This is a genomic window from Paraburkholderia sp. GW821-FHT02A12, from assembly GCF_059422005.1.
Genome location: NZ_JBWKWA010000002.1, coordinates 81,859 through 96,842 on the forward strand (window position 1 = coordinate 81,859; position 14,984 = coordinate 96,842).

The window sequence follows — 14,984 nt, forward strand, 5'->3', positions numbered from 1 at the left end:
GAACTGCTCTTCGCTCCGTAGAACCCGGAAACAAAAAAACGCCCTACGTGGGCGTTTTTTTTGACTCCGGAACGGAATAAGCCGCCATCACTCAGCGCGCGCTAACCTTGTACCCATCGTTCAGCGTCTTCAGGAACGCGATGATGTCGCGCATGTCCTCATCGCTCATCGCGGGCTTGTCGCCGAATTTTCGATCGAACGGCGCGTCTTTGTCATCGATGTTCGCCTGGTACTTCGCCGGCAGATCATCGTACTTCTGAATCTTTCCATCGGGGCCGCGCGGATAGAACTTCTGCGGGGCGGTATTGCGTTCGTTGTAGAACGCCATGACGTCCTCGAGCGAACGATAAACGCCGTTGTGGAAAAACACCTGGCGCGTGGCGACGTTGCGCAGAGTCGGCGTGAGGAACATCCCGCAATACTGCGTCTGGTCCTTCAGGTCGGTCCGGAAGGGCCCGCAGATACCCATGTCGAAGAAACGGTGGTCCCGGTTGGCGGCAAGGCTCGCATTGCGCGGCACGCCGAGCGCCTCGTACTGGTAGTCCGTGAACATCGGCGGCAGGCCGTCGGAACCTGGCTTCGAAAGATGGCACCCCGCACAGTTCGCCTTGTTCGGGTCGTTGAACAGACGCAGCCCGTGCAGTTCCGCCTGGCTGAGCCGCGCTTTCCCTTCCAGCCAATAGTCGTATTTGCTCGTGTAAGGATGAAACGATTGCTCTTCCACCTGGTAGCGCGCAATCGCAAACATGGCCTCCGACATCGCGAGGTTCATGTTTTCGAAAACGTGCGGACCGAATAGCTGAATGAAGTCGTTCCGGTAAGGCGTGCGCTCGAGCTTCGCCAGGACGTCGGCCATGCTCGCATTCGCCATCTCGACCGGGTTCAGCATCGGACCGGATGCCTGTGCCTGGAGCGTGTCGGCGCGGCCGTCCCAGAACATGCCGCCTTGCGGGACCATCGCCGGCGCGGCAGGCGCAACACCCGCGTTCTTCTGGGCCTTGTCCACGCCCGCCGCCTGCGTCGCGATCTGCGCGAGATCGGGGGCATTGTCCGCGTCGCCGCTATCCGGGCCGATGCTGAAATTCGGCTGCCGGTAGAGGTACATGAGCGACTGCGGCGGCCGGTAGCCTTGCTGCGTCAGATCGGGCCCGCCTAACTGAACGGCCAGATTGTTCGCCGGCCCGTACGCGTGCGCCGGGCTATGGCACGACGCGCACGACTGGCGACCGGACGCGGAGAGCGTCGGGTCGAAAAATATCTTTTTGCCGAGCTGCGCCACCGCGCTGAGCTGAGCCGGAGCAACCGGACGCTGAAGCGCAATCGGATTGGCATTCGCCCCCGTGAGGTCTTCGACGAGCGCGCCGACTGCTGCCGGAACTCGCGACGGGTATACCAGCGCCCACGCACAGAAGCCGATCAGCGCGATCGGCACGGCGGCGGCGAGCAGCACCAGAATGCGGCGCGCGCTGTACCTCGGCTGATTCCGGGTACGAGGTGATTCGACGGGAGGAGCGGCGGAAGCGGGCATACGAGTAACGGCAAGGAAGCTAAAAACAAAAAATGTTGCCAACCCGGAAACGGTTGGCAACACGGGGGTACTGTCCAGCTTCGCGCCGGCGTCTCGCCGCCGGCGCGAGCTGCGGAACCTAGATTGCAGGCACCGACGAGACCGGCGTGCCCAGGTTCGGGTCGACGAACAAAGTCGGGTTGTTGCCGCTGCCGCTGAAGTTGAACAGGCTCATGAGGCTGCCTGCCGTCGCATCGAAGGAGCCGCCGCCGATTCGCTGGCTGCCCAGCCAGTTATCTTCGATGAAGCGAACCACGGACGCCTGGCTAATCGCCGTGTGGTCGACATAATTGACCTTCGCCCACGGCGAAATCACGAGGAACGGAATGCGCGTGCCGGGGCCGCAACGGCCGTTGACCGCGGCGCCATTCACGCCGGCCGGCGCCGTGCCCGTGCCGCACTTGCCGGCGCCGTTCAGCTGATCTGCCTGAGCATCGAACGACGAAGACGTCGGGTTCGCATAAGCATGGTCGTACCAGCCATCCGAATCGTCCCACGCGACGATCACGGCCGTGCTCTTCCAGTCAGACTGTTGCTGGAGGAAGTTGACGATCCTGGCCGTGAACGCCTGTTCGTCGAGCGGGTCGGAGTAGCCCGCGTGGCCGTCCTGGAACGCCGGCGCCTTGATGAAGCTGACCGACGGATAGTTGCCGGCCTTCACGGCTGCAAAGAAGTCGTCGGTGTCGTACTGGTGGTTCGCCGGGTCAGCCGTCTTGCCGTCCGACTCGAGCGTGTAGCCGATGGACGCCGTCGCGCTCGGGCGCAAGTGCTGCGGGTTCGCCGTCGACGTGTAGTACTGGAACCAGTTGTGGTGCGGGATATAGTCGGTCGTTGCCTGTCCGACCACCGGCGACACCGTGCTGCGCTTGCAGCCGGTCGTGCCGTTGCTGTTGGTGGTCGCGAGGTTGAAGCCGCCCATGAAGCCGCCCCACGTGATGTTCTTCGCGTTGAGCAGATCGCCGATGTTCTTGCCGGACATCAGGATCTGATCAGTCGTGCTGGAGCACAGGTCGGCAGCCGGGTCGGTGTCGTTGATCAGCGTGATGCCGCCCTGGCCGTCGTTGACGTAATACGAGTGCGACGCCGTCGAAAGATTGAACGGCTGCTGGCTGGTCTTGACGAGTTGCACGCCGTTGTTCTGGCCGGAGATCACTTCCAGCGCGCCCGGAGTCGACGGGCCGTACGTATCCGTATAGGCGTTGTCGCTCATCGCAAAGTGCTGCGCCCAGTTCCACATCGCCGTCACGGTGTTGCCGTCGTAGTAGCCCATGACCTGGCCGGTCGTACCGAAGGCGCCTGCGCCACCGCTCGAACCTTTACCCGTGTATTTCGGGAACAAATCAGCCGCGCCATTGTTATACGCTTGCTGCTCTGCCGTATAAGCGTGGTTCTGGTCGGCTGTCGCGGCCTGCGTGCGGTCCAGCCGGAACGGATTCGCCGCGCCCGTGCCGTTCGCGGTGTTCGTGAAGTTGGGGTTCGCGGTCAGCAGCGTGCCGCTCAGGCCGTTCACGGCCGGCGTGCCTGCGGTAGCCGTGAAAGCAGGTTCGCCCGCCGGATTTGTCGCATTCGGATAGGTGGCGAAGTAATGGTCGAACGAGACGTTCTCGTTATAGATCACGACCACGTGCTTGATGGGCGTCGAGGTGGTCAGTTGATTCTGCACTGACACGGGGGTGAGCGAATTACCGCCGTTGCCACTGCCGCACGCATAGAGCGCGACTGCCATCGCTATGCCTGATACGCCAAACAGGAAGGCTCGAGAAAACATACGTTTTAACTCCGGGTATCGTTTTGCTAGTTATTTTTCGACCGCTGTTCGTGGCGAACTCAGCGGGCGCGTGGGGACCGTTTAAAAAACCCACGCACATTGGAGCATCGGGGCGTTACCGGCAAATGGCGCTTTGCTTACCCGGCTATTACGTTGCGGGGCACAATATCAAGCTGATTGAAGGATTTCGTAAGGCAAGTCCGGTATTGACGCAGGCCTGAATAGACAGCCTCAGCAAAAAAAAGCCGGCATAAAGCCGGCTTTAAAAAGTTCTAGTATTCCGAGGTAACTAGAACCTGAGAGAAGAACGCGATCATACCTGGCTTGGCTGAAGAGATGCTGAAGCGCGGCTCCTGACCACTACAACACCCGCTCTAATCGTTGTACTTCGTAATATCGTAGTACCCGATGCCGTTCTGCCCGCCGCCCAACTGCACAAGCCGCGAGCCACCCGTCGTCAATGCCGGGAACGGGCAATTCGTGCAGCTTTGCACGCCGGCCGAATTCACCCCCGCGCTCACCGTCGCCTGATACTGGCCGAAGGTCGTATTGTTCGGCTTGCCGGCCCAGAAACCGTCGACTTCGGGCGACGTGACATCGGCCGTTCCGGGCGCTGCCTGGATCTGCACCGAGGTAACCGGATACGCGAGGTCCTGCCCGTTCACGAGACTCGACCACGTCACGCTCATCGCGTACTGCACGCCGGCCAGCGACCCGCCTGGCGTCAGGAACTGCGCGGCGAAGTCCGGCAGCAGCGTCGGCCATGCGATCGTGCTGCCCGCCGCCGCGCCCACCGGGCTGCCCGGATTGATGATCGACGACTGGCCGATTTGCGCGCCGGTCTTGTCGTAGAACGTCACCGTATAGGTCGCGTAGAGCGGCACGGTGCTCGCGTCGATCGCCTGCGCCGAGTAGTAGCCGCTCGAAGCCGGCGGTGTGAAGTTCGCGCTCGCCGACAGCGATTGCCAGGACCAGCGATACAACGCGGTGTTGCTGCTGGTCGTGGCAGGCGACACCGGCGCTGCACTCAAAGCCTGACTCGACAGGCCCAGCGTGCTGCTGCCCAACGCATTGCGCGGCATCAGCCAGATCGGCGCGTTCAGTCCGGGCCCTGTCACGGAAGCCGAGTACACCGTTGGATTCAACGCGGTCGGAATCGCGATTGCGAGACCCGACTCATAACGGTTGACGTCGTTCAGCTTCGAATCGAGGAAGGTGCGGCGCTGGATCTGCGAACTGATTGCCACGGCGAATTGCGACTGGTTGCCGATCAGGTCCCAACCGAGTTGCGTACCGTTGGCGAGCGTCACCGGCGCCGGCAGTTGTTGCGCGATGCTGTACAGCAAGCCGGTGACGGTGCCGCTCGCCAGCGTGAACGGCAGCGAGACGAGCGCAAGCTGCTTGCCGTTGCGCGTGAAGAATGCGAGCGTTTTCGGCGAGCCGAACACCGCGCCGCTGAAGATCGCATCGGACACGCCATGCGCCGTGATCAGATCGGTCGAGCCGTTTTCGAGAAACGCTGCGTCGATCGCCGGCGAGCAGGATGAGTCGAATGTGCTATTCGCCGCGCAGGCGGTCAGCAGGGCCGCGAGCGGTTCCAGATAGTTCGCCGCCACGGTGGGCGCCGCCAGCGTGACGGATTGGGCCGTCTGGTTGTTCAGCGCGACCGTCTTGCCGGGCGCCGCATTCGACACCAGCGACAACCCGCCGTTGGCCGCCGGCACCAGCGACACCGTATCGATCACGGCGTCGGCGCCGGTGTGATCCGGTATGAATGCCGTGCCGATCGGATCGAAGCCGGACATCTGGATGCCGTTTTGCGCGAGGATGTTCGCCAGCATCGTATCGAGCGTGATGGTGGCGATCTGCACGGACGGCAGCGTCACTTTGGCGAGCGCCGTGGTGGACGCGAGGTCGAGCGGATTGCCCGAAGCCGTCAGCATTGCGGCAATCGCGGTGGTCAGCGTGGTGACGTTGACGACGGCGGGCGCGGTGCCGCCCGGCAGTTTGGCGAGCACGGAGACGAGCGGGGCGGAGATGCGTGCGGCGTCGGTTGCGACGATCAGGAACGGCGCGCTCATGCCTTTCACCGAGATCGTGTACGCACCTTGAGTGTTGGTGGTCGTGGCGGCCTGGGCGCCGGTGGCGTCGGTCAGCGTGACAGTCGCACCCGCTACGGCGCTGCCGGTGGCCACCGTGCCGCTCACCGAGGTTGCTGTGACCGTCGTCGACGAACCAGACGAAGCCGAACCGGAACCGCCGCCTCCGCCACATCCGCCGAGTTGCAAAAAGGCCCAGGCCACGGCGGCCGCAACGCCGGTGCGCACTATCGATCGATACATGAATTTCCCCGATGCTTTGATTATGTGATTCGTTTGGATTCGTTTGTTGCGCCGGCAGATTATGCCGATAAATACCGTTGTATTGCCGCGCCGTATCGTGACGTTTTTGTCGAATTGAAAGCCGACTTTTATCCGCGGGTTTTAATCCGCAAACGATGCTTTCACAGCAGGTTTAACGCGTTGGGAGAATACTCGAAAGCGGGCGGTTTTGTATCGCGTGACCAATAATGAAGAGCAGGCCAAGCAATCCACATGCCGCATCGGCGTTACGAGTGTTCGTAGGGAGCCGGATTAACTGCAATTCTGGCGCTGAGACGGGTTTGCTGGACTCATCCGCGCTTGTTAGACTGGCTCTCGCAAGTTATCCGCAAGCGCGTTTTTGCCGTCATACGCCTGCCGGGCGTTCACGTCTGCGGCACGATCAATCGGAGACTCCATGTCTTATTTGCTGCTTATCGTCGAACCCCCGGAACAACGCATTGAACGTGGCGAGCGTGCCGGGCGCGAAGTCTACAACCAGATGGTGAGCTTCGCCGCCGATCTGAAAGAGCGCGGCAAACTGCTCGCGGTCGAATCGCTGACCTCCACCAACGACGCCGTGCGCGTGCAGGTACGCGAAGGCCACGCGAGGCTGCTCGACGGCCCGTTTGCCGAAGCCAAGGAAATGATCGGTGGCTTTTTCCTGCTCGATTGTGAAACCCGCGAGGAAGCGGTCGCGATCGCGCAAGCCTGCCCGGCGGCGTCGTGGTGCACGGTCGAAGTCCGTAAGCTCGGGCCTTGTTTCGTGTAAGCGGCACACGCCACATGCAATCGACCTGGGGTTTTCCCCTAGTTTAAAAAATCGGTGTCGATCCGGTCGCGTACCGCTCGTCGTGTGAGTAAGGAGCCAGCGAACAAGCCGCGGCTTTCCACTCACAACGAAAGGAGCGATTGCGATGCGATTCATGATCATGGTGAAGGCGACTGCCGCCAGCGAAGCCGGCGTCATGCCGGAAGCATCCCTGATGGCCGCGATGGGCGCATACCACGAAGAGCTGGCAAAGGCCGGTGTGCTGCTCGACGCAACCGGCCTGCAACCGAGTTCGAAGGGCTGGCGCATCCGCTACAGCGGCGGCAAGCGCACAGTGGTCGACGGCCCGTTCGCCGAGACCAAGGAACTGGTCGCCGGCTACACGCTGATCCAGGTTCGCTCGCGTGAAGAAGCGATGGAATGGGCGCGGCGCTTTCCGGCGCCATTCGGCGAGCAGGCCGACGGCGAGATCGAAGTGCGGCAACTGTTCGAACTCGAAGACTTCGAGCCCGGCCCTGAAGTGGAACGCTTTCGCGAACTGAACGCGGCCAAGCGTTGATCCCGACGCCGATCGGCGCGCCGATTCAAGCGCCGATATCCGTTCCTGCGCAAGGACCCCGCGACGCAAGGAACGTACAGCGGCTCGGCGAGCGGCAAGGGTGCGCGTTATGCGTGGCGAGGCGAAAAGGTCGGCGTGGGGCAGATGGAGATCGCCGATACGGCAGCGCCGTCGAGCGTGACGATGAACCTCGATTTCATCAAGCCATTCGAGGCGCACAACATCGCCGAATTCACGTTGAAGCCCGATGCGGATGCGACTCAGGTCACGTGGGCGATGCACGGACCGGCGCCATTTCTGTCGAAGCTGATGCAGGTTTTCATCAGCATGGACAAAATGGTCGGCAAGGATTTCGAAGACGGCCTGAGCAATCTGAAGACGCTTGCCGAGGCGAGCTGACGGGCGCTGCAAATCCGGCGCACCTTGGCGCCCGTGCAGCCCGCACACAACCCGATGAATGGACTCCATCATGCATAAGCAGATCTACGTGAACCTCGCCGTCGACAATCTCGAACGTTCGAAGGCATTTTTCAGCGCGATCGGATTTGGCTTCGAAGCGCGATTCACCAACGAACAGGCGGCGTGTCTGATCCTCGGCGAAAACATCTACGCGATGCTGCTGGTCAAGGATCTGTTCAGGTCCTTCACACGCAAGACGCTCTGCAATCCGCAAGAAAGCACCGAGGCGCTGGTGGGCCTCTCATGTGAGAGCCGCGCCGAGGTGGATGCGCTGGTCGCGAAAGCGATCGCCGCCGGCGGCGGCGCGCCGCGCGCGCCGCAGGACTACGGCTTCATGTACGGGCACGGCTTCGAGGATATCGACGGACACATCTGGGAGCTGATCTATATGGACCCGAACGCCAACGCGGCGGGTTGAGGCCGTGACGACGGCCACGCATCGTGCCATCGAGGCGGTCTGGCGGATCGAATCCGCCAAGGTCATCGCCCACGTCGCGCGGATGGTGCGCGACGTGGGGCTGGCCGAGGAGTTGGCGCAGGACGCGCTGGTGGCCGCGCTCGAACACTGGCCCGACGCGGGCGTGCCTGATAACCCCGGAGCGTGGCTGATGGCGACCGCGAAGAACCGCGCGCTCGACCGCTTGCGCCAGGAAGCGTTGCATGCTCGCAAGCGCGAGGAGCTGGGTCACGATCTCGATGCACAGGAGGCTCACCTCGTGCCGGATTTCGTCGATGCCCTCGATGCAGCACGTGCCGACGATATCGGCGACGATCTGCTGCGGCTGGTCTTCACCGCCTGTCATCCGGTGTTGTCCACCGATGCACGCGTCGCGCTGACGCTGCGCCTGCTCGGCGGCCTGACCACGGAGGAAATCGCGCGTGCGTTCCTCGTGCCCGAGCCGACCATTGCGCAGCGCATCGTGCGCGCCAAGCGCACGCTGTCGGCGGCCAAGGTGCCGTTCGAAGTGCCGCAAGCGGATGCGCGTGCGCCGCGGCTTGCGTCGGTACTCGAAGTGATCTATCTGATTTTCAATGAAGGCTATTCGGCCACCGCCGGCGACGACTGGATGCGCCCGGCGCTGTGCGAGGAAGCGCTGCGGCTTGGGCGCGTGCTGAGCGGTCTGGTGCCGGACGAAAGCGAAGTGCATGGCCTCGTCGCGTTGATGGAGATTCAGGCGTCGCGCACGCATGCGCGTACCGATGCCGAGGGCCGTCCGGTGCTGTTGCCCGACCAGGACCGCAGCCGCTGGGATCCGCTCCTGATCCGCCGCGGGCTGGCTGCGCTTGGCAGTTCGCACGCGCTCGGCGGCGCGAGCGGACCGTATGCGCTGCAAGCGGCGCTGGCCGCGTGTCATGCGCGCGCCCGGCGTGCCGAGGACACCGACTGGGAACAGATCGTCGCGCTATATGACGCGCTGGCGCAGGTGGCGCCTTCGCCGGTAGTGGAGTTGAATCGCGCGGTGGCGGTGGGCATGGCGTTCGGGCCGGCCGCGGGTCTGGACATCGTCGATGCGCTCGCCGCCGACGCGACGCTCGCGAACTACCACTGGTTGCCGAGCGTGCGCGGCGATCTGCTGGCCAAGCTCGGACGCGTGGCCGAGGCGCGCGCCGAATTCGAACGCGCCGCGGCGATGACGCGCAACGCGCGCGAGCGGGAGTTGTTGCTCGCGCGTGCGCGCGAGATGGCGCATTGAGCGGCGTGCATCACGCCGAGAGAAACGCCCAGGCGCCCATCAGAACGCCTGCCGCCGCGACGCCGAACGACAGATTGCGCAGCCACGTCTTGCGCGTGAGCAACGTGATCGCGCTCAATGCGATGGCGATCTGGATCAGCGTGGTGGACTGCGCCCAGCGATGATGACCATGCAGAAGCGCCTCGCTTTTAGCGTCGTTTTGCACGACTTCTTTTTCGAGCTCTTCAGCCTTCGCGCGGATCGGCTCTTTCTGCTGCGTGTATTTTTCGACGTCGGCGACGAACTTGGCGTGCGCTTCCGTATTGCCGGCCGACAGCGCCGCGCCGAGTTCAGCGAGATTCTGCTTCTCGCCCTTGGCCTGGTAGTAACTCCATTGATTCGCCGCCTCGGTCTTCTTGATGGCGGCTTCGTTCTTGTAGTAGAGCGCCAGATTTTCGCTATTGCCGCTCTGGTACGCGCACAGCGCGCCGATTGTCGCGAGGATCGCCGTCATCACGGCCATGCGGCTCGCGAAAGGATCGGCGTCGTGGTGGCCGGCATGTTCGACCGCGTGGTCGTGCGGGCCGTGCACTTCATATTCTTCAGACATCTGATTCTCCGAGGCAAAGCTTTTGTTGTATTCCGGACGACGCTCGCCGATGCGAACCGGGCGTCGGCATCGACGCCGGTGCGGCGAGATTTTCCGGAGGCCTCAATCTTAGCGTGAGGCGCTCAGGGATGGAAAAGGTATTGCCGTTGCGGTAGCGCAAGGAAACAGCGGCGTCAGGACAAAGACTTACGAATCGCGGTCCGTGCCTGGCGCGGTTTCTCGAGTTGGCGTGACGGGAGCGAACTTCCCGCATTAAAAATCTGCGATCATCCCACGCACCCCTTCAACGCTTCAGCGCCGCAAAGCATCCCTCCCCAACCACTCGCTCCTTCAATGTCCACCCACCCCACGCTCCTCACCACCGACCGTCTGATCATGCGTCCGCACACGCGCGACGATTTCCTCGAGAGCTATGCGATGTGGTCCGATCCCGAGGTGATCCGCTACATCGGCGGCCAGCCTTTCACGCGTGAGGAAGTCTGGGCGCGTCTGCTGCGTTACGCCGGGCATTGGGCGATGCTGGGTTACGGATACTGGGTGGTTCGGGACAAGGAGAGCGGCCGCTTCCTCGGCGAAGTCGGCTTTGCCGACTATCACCGGGAGATCGAACCTTCGCTGATGGGAACGCCGGAGATCGGCTGGGCCCTGGATCCGGCCGTGCATGGCCGCGGCTACGCGACCGAAGCCGTGCGCGCCGCGCTGAGTTGGGCCGACCTGCAGTGGCCGGACGCCGAAACCGCCTGCATCATCGCGCCGGAAAATCTGCCGTCGCTGCGCGTCGCTCACAAATGCGGCTATCGCGAGCGGCTTCGCACGACGTACAAAGGCAAGCCGACCATCGTCTTGCGGCGCACGGCAGGCGCAGCCTGAATCGTCGCGCGCCGGGCTCGCCGGGCTGTTCGTATGCCGGGGCCAACTGTCGGCTTATTCACGACCCTCACTCGCCGCCGCCCGCTGTTGCGCGATCAGATCCGTCAGCCGTTCAATCTGCTGACCCTGCGCGTCGAAGTTGCCGGTATCGAGCCAACGTGCGTAGCACGCTCGCAGCGCGGGCCATTCACCATCGAGTATCGAGAACCACGCGGTATCGCGATTGCGTTGGCGGTACACGATCGCCTGGCGGAAGATGCCTTCGAACGTGAATCCATAGCGCAGCGCCGCCGTGCGTGACGGACCGTTCAGCGAGTCGCATTTCCATTCGAAGCGGCGATAGCCGATGTCGCCGAATACGTGGTTCATCAGCAGGAACATCGCTTCGGTGGCGATGCGGGTGCGCTTCAGGCGCGGCGAATACGTGACGTGCCCGACTTCGATCACGCCGTTCGCGGGGTCGATACGCATCAGCGCCAGGGTGCCGACGGCCTTGCCGGTCGCCAGATCGATCACCGCATAGTGCAGCGGATCGGCTGACGCCGCCGCGCGCGTCAGATGCTCGCGATACGCGGCGAGGCTCTCGAACGGCCCGACCGACAGATAGGTCCAGTCGCGGCCATCGGTGGCTGAACTGTATGCGTCGTAGAGGTCTTCGGCGTGACGTTCGACGTCCACCGCTTCAATCCGGCAATAGCGGCCCACCAGCGGCTTGCGGCCGGGCGCCCGCGCACCGTTCCAGCCCGGCACCGGGGCGCCGATCGGCTGGTCGAACGCGTTACGTCTGGGTTCCATGTCTGCTCTCCTTGTTCACCCGGTCGATTGTCTGGGAGAACAATACGGCAAACGTGGTATGTTAAAAAGATCCAGTCCCACCATATTTAATAGGTCCAGCATCGATGATCGAGATCATTGGTCCGCTCATTCATTCCGGCGCTGCGCCAGCCACCTCGCCGTCCACCGCGAGTGGTGCGGGTACCGGCACTGCCGCCGCCGGCGAAAAACCGGCGCCGCTGCAAAAGCAGCTGATCGAGCGCTTGCAGCAGGCGATTCTGACCGGGCGTCTGCCGGCGGGCTCGCTGCTGCCGTCGTCGCGTTTGCTCGCGGCGGAGATGGGGGTGTCGCGCAATACGGTCGTGATTGCCTACGAGCATCTCGCCGCAGTCGGTTATGTCGTCGCCGACAAGAAGGGCACGCGCGTGAGCCCGCTCTCTAGCCCAGCCGCGCGCGGCGAACATCAGGCGCAGCCTACCGCGCCCGAGGCGGTTTACGCCGCGCGCGTCGGGCAATTCGCCGCCACACGCACGCATGCCGACAACACCTTGCCGCTGACGCCAGGCACGCCCGCGCTGGATCGCTTTCCGCTCGGCGCGTGGCGGCGCGCGCTCGAACGGTCGATGGAACGCGCATTGCCGCTTGCGCTCGGTTACGGCGCGCCGGCCGGCGAGCCGGCGCTGCGCGACGCGATCGCGACACATCTGCGCGTGTCGCGCGGCGTGCGCTGCGACGGCTCGCAGGTGGTGATCACCGAAGGCGCGCAGGAAGCGCTCAACCTGTGCGTGCGGCTTTTCACCGATTCGGGCGACATCGCCTGGGTCGAGGATCCCGGCTATCGCGGCGCGAAGGCGGCGTTCAATCTCGGCGATCTGACCACGCTGCCGATGCCGGTCGATCTCGAAGGCATTGCGGTGCCGGCGGACGCATGGCGCGCGCATCCGCCGAAGCTGATCTACACGTCGCCCGCGCATCAGTATCCGACCGGTTCGGTGCTGTCGGTGGCGCGGCGGCTGGAGCTGATCGCGCAGGCGCGCCGCAGCGGTGCGTGGCTGATCGAAGACGACTACGACGGCGAATTCCGCCACACCGGCGAACCGATCGCCAGCATGCAGGGGCTGGTGCCGGACGCGCCGGTGTTGTACGTGGGCTCGTTCAGCAAAACGATGTTTCCGGCGTTGCGCATCGGCTTCGTGGTGCTGCCGGGCGTGATCGCCGAGCACGCGGCGGTCGCGTTGCAGGAGATGCTGCGCGGCGGGCATCGTCTGGAGCAGTTGGCGTTGGCGCATTTCATCGACAGCGGGGAGTTCGGACGGCATCTGGGCCGCATGCGGCGTCTCTATCGGGAACGGCAGCAGGCGCTGCGCGATGCGCTGAGCGCGCATTTCGAGCCGTCGCAGATTCTGGGCGGCAATTGCGGCATGCATCTGACGCTGCGTCTGCCGCCTTGTATCCCGGATCGACTGCTCGCTGAATGCGCGCTTGCCGAGCGCCTCAATCCTCGGGCGCTGTCCGGTTTCGCGTTGCAGCCTCGCGACGAGACGAATGGCCTCGTGATCGGTTACGGCAGTACGCCAGCCGAACAACTGGCGCCCGCCATCGGCGTATTGGCCGGCCTGACGAGCGAAATCGCGGGGACACGCGTCGCGTAAGTTTTTACGTTTGTCCGCGCAGCCGATGTCGCGCTATCGTGTCGTTTATGCGCGGCGATTTGCCAGGTGCGCGAGGTTGGCGAATCGCCCGCAGGTCATGCTCAGCGCGCGCCGCGCTGCAACATCGCGGAAAGGATGCGCGCGTATGCCGGGCCGCTGCCGGGCGCGGGCATGAAGCATGCCTTTGTGGTTGTCTATGACGATTTTTCCGACCGGAGAAGACATGAAGGAAATCGAACCGACCGCGTGGTTTGAGCTTGCCGTCCATACGCCCGTTCGTGAAGGCTGGTACGAGGTGCAGTTGACGAGCGGGGACACGGCATTTGCGAAATTTGGCGATGGCGTATGGACCGAAAAACCGTTGCTGGTGTTCACGCACTGGCGCGGCCTGTCCGCCGATCCGGCGAGCGTTCCCGCAGGCGAGTCGGAATCGATCGGCGCGGAGGCCACCGCGGCGCAAGGCGTGCGTGCCGCCTGGAACGCGTTCTTCCCGGGGCTCGGCGAGGAACAGCACAAACCGTTGGACGCGCTGCCCAACGGCAAAGCGCCGCATTGATGCAAACGCGGGCGGCGGCCTGGCGGCTGCCGCCTTGAATCCGCCGGGGTTTTTAGCCCCGCTTCAACGCTTCGGCAGCCAGTTTGCCGATGTCCCTATCGATGGCAAGTCGAGCGACTGCCGCCCGGCGGCGCGGGCCGCCGCGTCGAACACGGCGATATTGCTGTCAGCGGTATGCAAGCAGACGATGCGCACGGTTACCCCAACGCGCTTAATGGTGTTGCGTTCTCGCCTGGAAACGGCTCAGGCATGTCGAGTCTGATGGGCCGGTTATGGCCCGTCGTGGTCCGTGCGCGCGGCCCATTCGAGCGCCGTCCGTGATGGCGGCGTCAACAACGCCGCATGCACCCCGCTACAATCGACGTCGTTCATTGACGCGGAAAGGACGTATGAAAGGCACTCGAGAAGCCGTGGCATTGCCGCGGGCGACGCAGTTACTGAATCATGGACCGGTCACGATCATCACCAGCGCGCACGACGGGCGTTCGAACGTGATGGCCGCATCGTGGGCGATGCCGCTCGATTTCAATCCGCCGAAGGTCGTGGTGGTAGTCGACAGCCGCACGCTGACGCGGCAACTGATCGAAGCGAGCGGCGTGTTCGGGCTGCAACTGCCGAGCCGCGGTTTTGCCGCGCAGACGCTGGCGGTGGGTTCGAACGCGGGCGCGGAACTCGACAAGTTCGCCGCCTTCGACCTCGAAACGTTTCCCGCGCAAAACATCGACGTGCCGATGCTGGCCGGCTGCATTACGTGGATGGAATGCAAGGTGATTCCGGACGACAGCCAGCGGCACGATCTGATCATTGGCGAAGTCGTGGCGGCGTACGCGGATAGCCGCGTGTATTCGAACAACCGCTGGCACTTCGGCGACGATCCGGATCTGCGAACGTGTCACTACGTGGCGGGCGGGACGTTTTTTGCCACCGGCGACGCGTTCGAAGTCGCGCCAGTGGCGAGCGGCGCGATGGAATAGTTGGCGGGGTGGAGCGTGTCTGTATCTTGCCCGCCGCCGCACTCTCCATTATTTTTGCCGCAGAAATTGACTCGCCTTCTGTTCCAGCAGCGCGACGAGTTCAGGCTGCATGAATGCGTAGTCGTCGGGGATGTCGAGGCAGACTACTTTCTTGCCGTTCAGACACGCGCGAAATTTCTCCGACAGCTTCGCGCGATGAGCCTTCTCCATCACGAAGACGATGTCGGCCCAGCGAATCTGCTCCGGCGAAAGCGGCACCGCGGCATCCGCGCCAAGACCGGCCGAATCGGTTTCGACGTTCGGCCAACTGGCGAACACCTGCTCGGCCGTGGGGCTGCGCAGGCGATTCTTGCTGCAGATAAACAACGCTCGTATCACTGGGCACCTGGC

The 14,984-nt window shown here is 63.6% G+C and carries 16 protein-coding genes; 9 read left to right on the forward strand and 7 right to left on the reverse strand.

What is annotated here, in order from left to right; all coding sequences use genetic code 11:
* Positions 1-91 precede the first annotated feature (91 nt).
* From AC07WT_RS21605 to AC07WT_RS21615, 3 genes are all read right to left on the reverse strand, one after another.
* Positions 92-1,528: a cytochrome-c peroxidase gene (locus AC07WT_RS21605; RefSeq protein ID WP_494948522.1), complete on the reverse strand. Its 1,437-nt coding sequence runs from the start codon at positions 1,526-1,528 to the stop codon at positions 92-94.
* A gap of 118 nt (positions 1,529-1,646) precedes the next feature.
* Positions 1,647-3,335, reverse strand: a complete 1,689-nt coding sequence (locus AC07WT_RS21610; protein ID WP_494948523.1) for a phospholipase C — start codon at positions 3,333-3,335, stop codon at positions 1,647-1,649.
* Between the two features lie 374 nt (positions 3,336-3,709).
* Entirely contained in the window at positions 3,710-5,677 is a 1,968-nt protein-coding gene (locus tag AC07WT_RS21615; protein ID WP_494948524.1) for a hypothetical protein, read from the reverse strand.
* Between the two features lie 436 nt (positions 5,678-6,113).
* Here AC07WT_RS21615 and AC07WT_RS21620 point away from each other — a divergent pair, with 436 nt between their 5' ends.
* The 5 genes from AC07WT_RS21620 (at position 6,114) to AC07WT_RS21640 (ending at position 9,179) form a co-directional block, all read left to right on the forward strand.
* Complete coding sequence (locus AC07WT_RS21620; protein WP_494948525.1) at positions 6,114-6,467, forward strand: YciI family protein; 354 nt, start codon at positions 6,114-6,116, stop codon at positions 6,465-6,467.
* A gap of 145 nt (positions 6,468-6,612) precedes the next feature.
* Positions 6,613-7,026: a YciI family protein gene (locus AC07WT_RS21625; protein WP_492595049.1), complete on the forward strand. Its 414-nt coding sequence runs from the start codon at positions 6,613-6,615 to the stop codon at positions 7,024-7,026.
* A gap of 144 nt (positions 7,027-7,170) precedes the next feature.
* The gene (locus AC07WT_RS21630; protein WP_492595048.1) at positions 7,171-7,425 is read left to right on the forward strand and encodes an SRPBCC family protein; all 255 of its coding nucleotides are present in this window, start codon (positions 7,171-7,173) and stop codon (positions 7,423-7,425) included.
* Positions 7,426-7,495: 70 nt separating this feature from the next.
* On the forward strand, positions 7,496-7,903 hold the full coding sequence (locus AC07WT_RS21635) for a VOC family protein (protein ID WP_494948526.1): 408 nt from the start codon (positions 7,496-7,498) through the stop codon (positions 7,901-7,903).
* Positions 7,904-7,907: 4 nt separating this feature from the next.
* Positions 7,908-9,179 carry an RNA polymerase sigma factor gene (locus AC07WT_RS21640; RefSeq protein WP_492595046.1) on the forward strand — a complete coding sequence of 424 codons (1,272 nt, stop codon included), beginning with the start codon at positions 7,908-7,910 and terminating at the stop codon, positions 9,177-9,179.
* Between the two features lie 10 nt (positions 9,180-9,189).
* On the opposite strand, the gene AC07WT_RS21645 is transcribed toward AC07WT_RS21640, so the two are convergent.
* The gene (locus AC07WT_RS21645) at positions 9,190-9,768 is read right to left on the reverse strand and encodes a DUF4337 domain-containing protein (RefSeq protein ID WP_494948527.1); all 579 of its coding nucleotides are present in this window, start codon (positions 9,766-9,768) and stop codon (positions 9,190-9,192) included.
* A gap of 333 nt (positions 9,769-10,101) precedes the next feature.
* Between AC07WT_RS21645 and AC07WT_RS21650 the strand changes: the two genes are divergently transcribed.
* A complete protein-coding gene (locus AC07WT_RS21650) occupies positions 10,102-10,638 on the forward strand; it encodes a GNAT family N-acetyltransferase (RefSeq protein ID WP_494948528.1) in 537 nt (178 codons plus the stop codon).
* A 54-nt stretch (positions 10,639-10,692) separates the two neighbouring features.
* Here the strand turns inward: AC07WT_RS21650 and AC07WT_RS21655 are convergent, their stop codons facing one another.
* Positions 10,693-11,433, reverse strand: a complete 741-nt coding sequence (locus tag AC07WT_RS21655) for a GNAT family N-acetyltransferase (protein WP_494948529.1) — start codon at positions 11,431-11,433, stop codon at positions 10,693-10,695.
* 104 nt (positions 11,434-11,537) lie between these two features.
* Between AC07WT_RS21655 and pdxR the strand changes: the two genes are divergently transcribed.
* A complete protein-coding gene (gene pdxR, locus AC07WT_RS21660; protein WP_494948530.1) occupies positions 11,538-13,064 on the forward strand; it encodes a MocR-like pyridoxine biosynthesis transcription factor PdxR in 1,527 nt (508 codons plus the stop codon).
* Between the two features lie 45 nt (positions 13,065-13,109).
* Here pdxR and AC07WT_RS21665 read toward each other — a convergent pair whose 3' ends face one another.
* Entirely contained in the window at positions 13,110-13,289 is a 180-nt protein-coding gene (locus tag AC07WT_RS21665) for a hypothetical protein (protein WP_494948531.1), read from the reverse strand.
* On the opposite strand from AC07WT_RS21665, the gene AC07WT_RS21670 reads away from it, so the two are divergent.
* Positions 13,288-13,620 (forward strand): hypothetical protein, encoded by a 333-nt coding sequence (locus tag AC07WT_RS21670; protein ID WP_492595039.1) that lies wholly within the window; start codon positions 13,288-13,290, stop codon positions 13,618-13,620. The two genes, AC07WT_RS21665 and AC07WT_RS21670, sit on opposite strands and share 2 nt — an antisense overlap.
* A 389-nt stretch (positions 13,621-14,009) precedes the next feature.
* Complete coding sequence (locus AC07WT_RS21675; RefSeq protein ID WP_492595037.1) at positions 14,010-14,594, forward strand: flavin reductase family protein; 585 nt, start codon at positions 14,010-14,012, stop codon at positions 14,592-14,594.
* Between the two features lie 48 nt (positions 14,595-14,642).
* Here the strand turns inward: AC07WT_RS21675 and AC07WT_RS21680 are convergent, their stop codons facing one another.
* Complete coding sequence (locus AC07WT_RS21680) at positions 14,643-14,972, reverse strand: low molecular weight protein tyrosine phosphatase family protein (protein ID WP_494948532.1); 330 nt, start codon at positions 14,970-14,972, stop codon at positions 14,643-14,645.
* Positions 14,973-14,984: the final 12 nt, after the last annotated feature.

Bases quoted from the DNA above. Each gene is read 5' to 3' on its own strand.
- AC07WT_RS21675 (WP_492595037.1), top strand. From the start codon at position 14,010: ATGAAAGGCACTCGAGAAGCCGTGGCATTGCCGCGGGCGACGCAGTTA.
- AC07WT_RS21610 (WP_494948523.1), bottom strand. From the start codon at position 3,335: ATGTTTTCTCGAGCCTTCCTGTTTGGCGTATCAGGCATAGCGATGGCA.
- pdxR (WP_494948530.1), top strand. From the start codon at position 11,538: ATGATCGAGATCATTGGTCCGCTCATTCATTCCGGCGCTGCGCCAGCC.
- AC07WT_RS21630 (WP_492595048.1), top strand. From the start codon at position 7,171: ATGGAGATCGCCGATACGGCAGCGCCGTCGAGCGTGACGATGAACCTC.
- AC07WT_RS21620 (WP_494948525.1), top strand. From the start codon at position 6,114: ATGTCTTATTTGCTGCTTATCGTCGAACCCCCGGAACAACGCATTGAA.
- AC07WT_RS21615 (WP_494948524.1), bottom strand. From the start codon at position 5,677: ATGTATCGATCGATAGTGCGCACCGGCGTTGCGGCCGCCGTGGCCTGG.
- AC07WT_RS21625 (WP_492595049.1), top strand. From the start codon at position 6,613: ATGCGATTCATGATCATGGTGAAGGCGACTGCCGCCAGCGAAGCCGGC.
- AC07WT_RS21670 (WP_492595039.1), top strand. From the start codon at position 13,288: ATGAAGGAAATCGAACCGACCGCGTGGTTTGAGCTTGCCGTCCATACG.
- AC07WT_RS21655 (WP_494948529.1), bottom strand. From the start codon at position 11,433: ATGGAACCCAGACGTAACGCGTTCGACCAGCCGATCGGCGCCCCGGTG.
- AC07WT_RS21650 (WP_494948528.1), top strand. From the start codon at position 10,102: ATGTCCACCCACCCCACGCTCCTCACCACCGACCGTCTGATCATGCGT.
- AC07WT_RS21635 (WP_494948526.1), top strand. From the start codon at position 7,496: ATGCATAAGCAGATCTACGTGAACCTCGCCGTCGACAATCTCGAACGT.
- AC07WT_RS21645 (WP_494948527.1), bottom strand. From the start codon at position 9,768: ATGTCTGAAGAATATGAAGTGCACGGCCCGCACGACCACGCGGTCGAA.
- AC07WT_RS21605 (WP_494948522.1), bottom strand. From the start codon at position 1,528: ATGCCCGCTTCCGCCGCTCCTCCCGTCGAATCACCTCGTACCCGGAAT.
- AC07WT_RS21665 (WP_494948531.1), bottom strand. From the start codon at position 13,289: ATGTCTTCTCCGGTCGGAAAAATCGTCATAGACAACCACAAAGGCATG.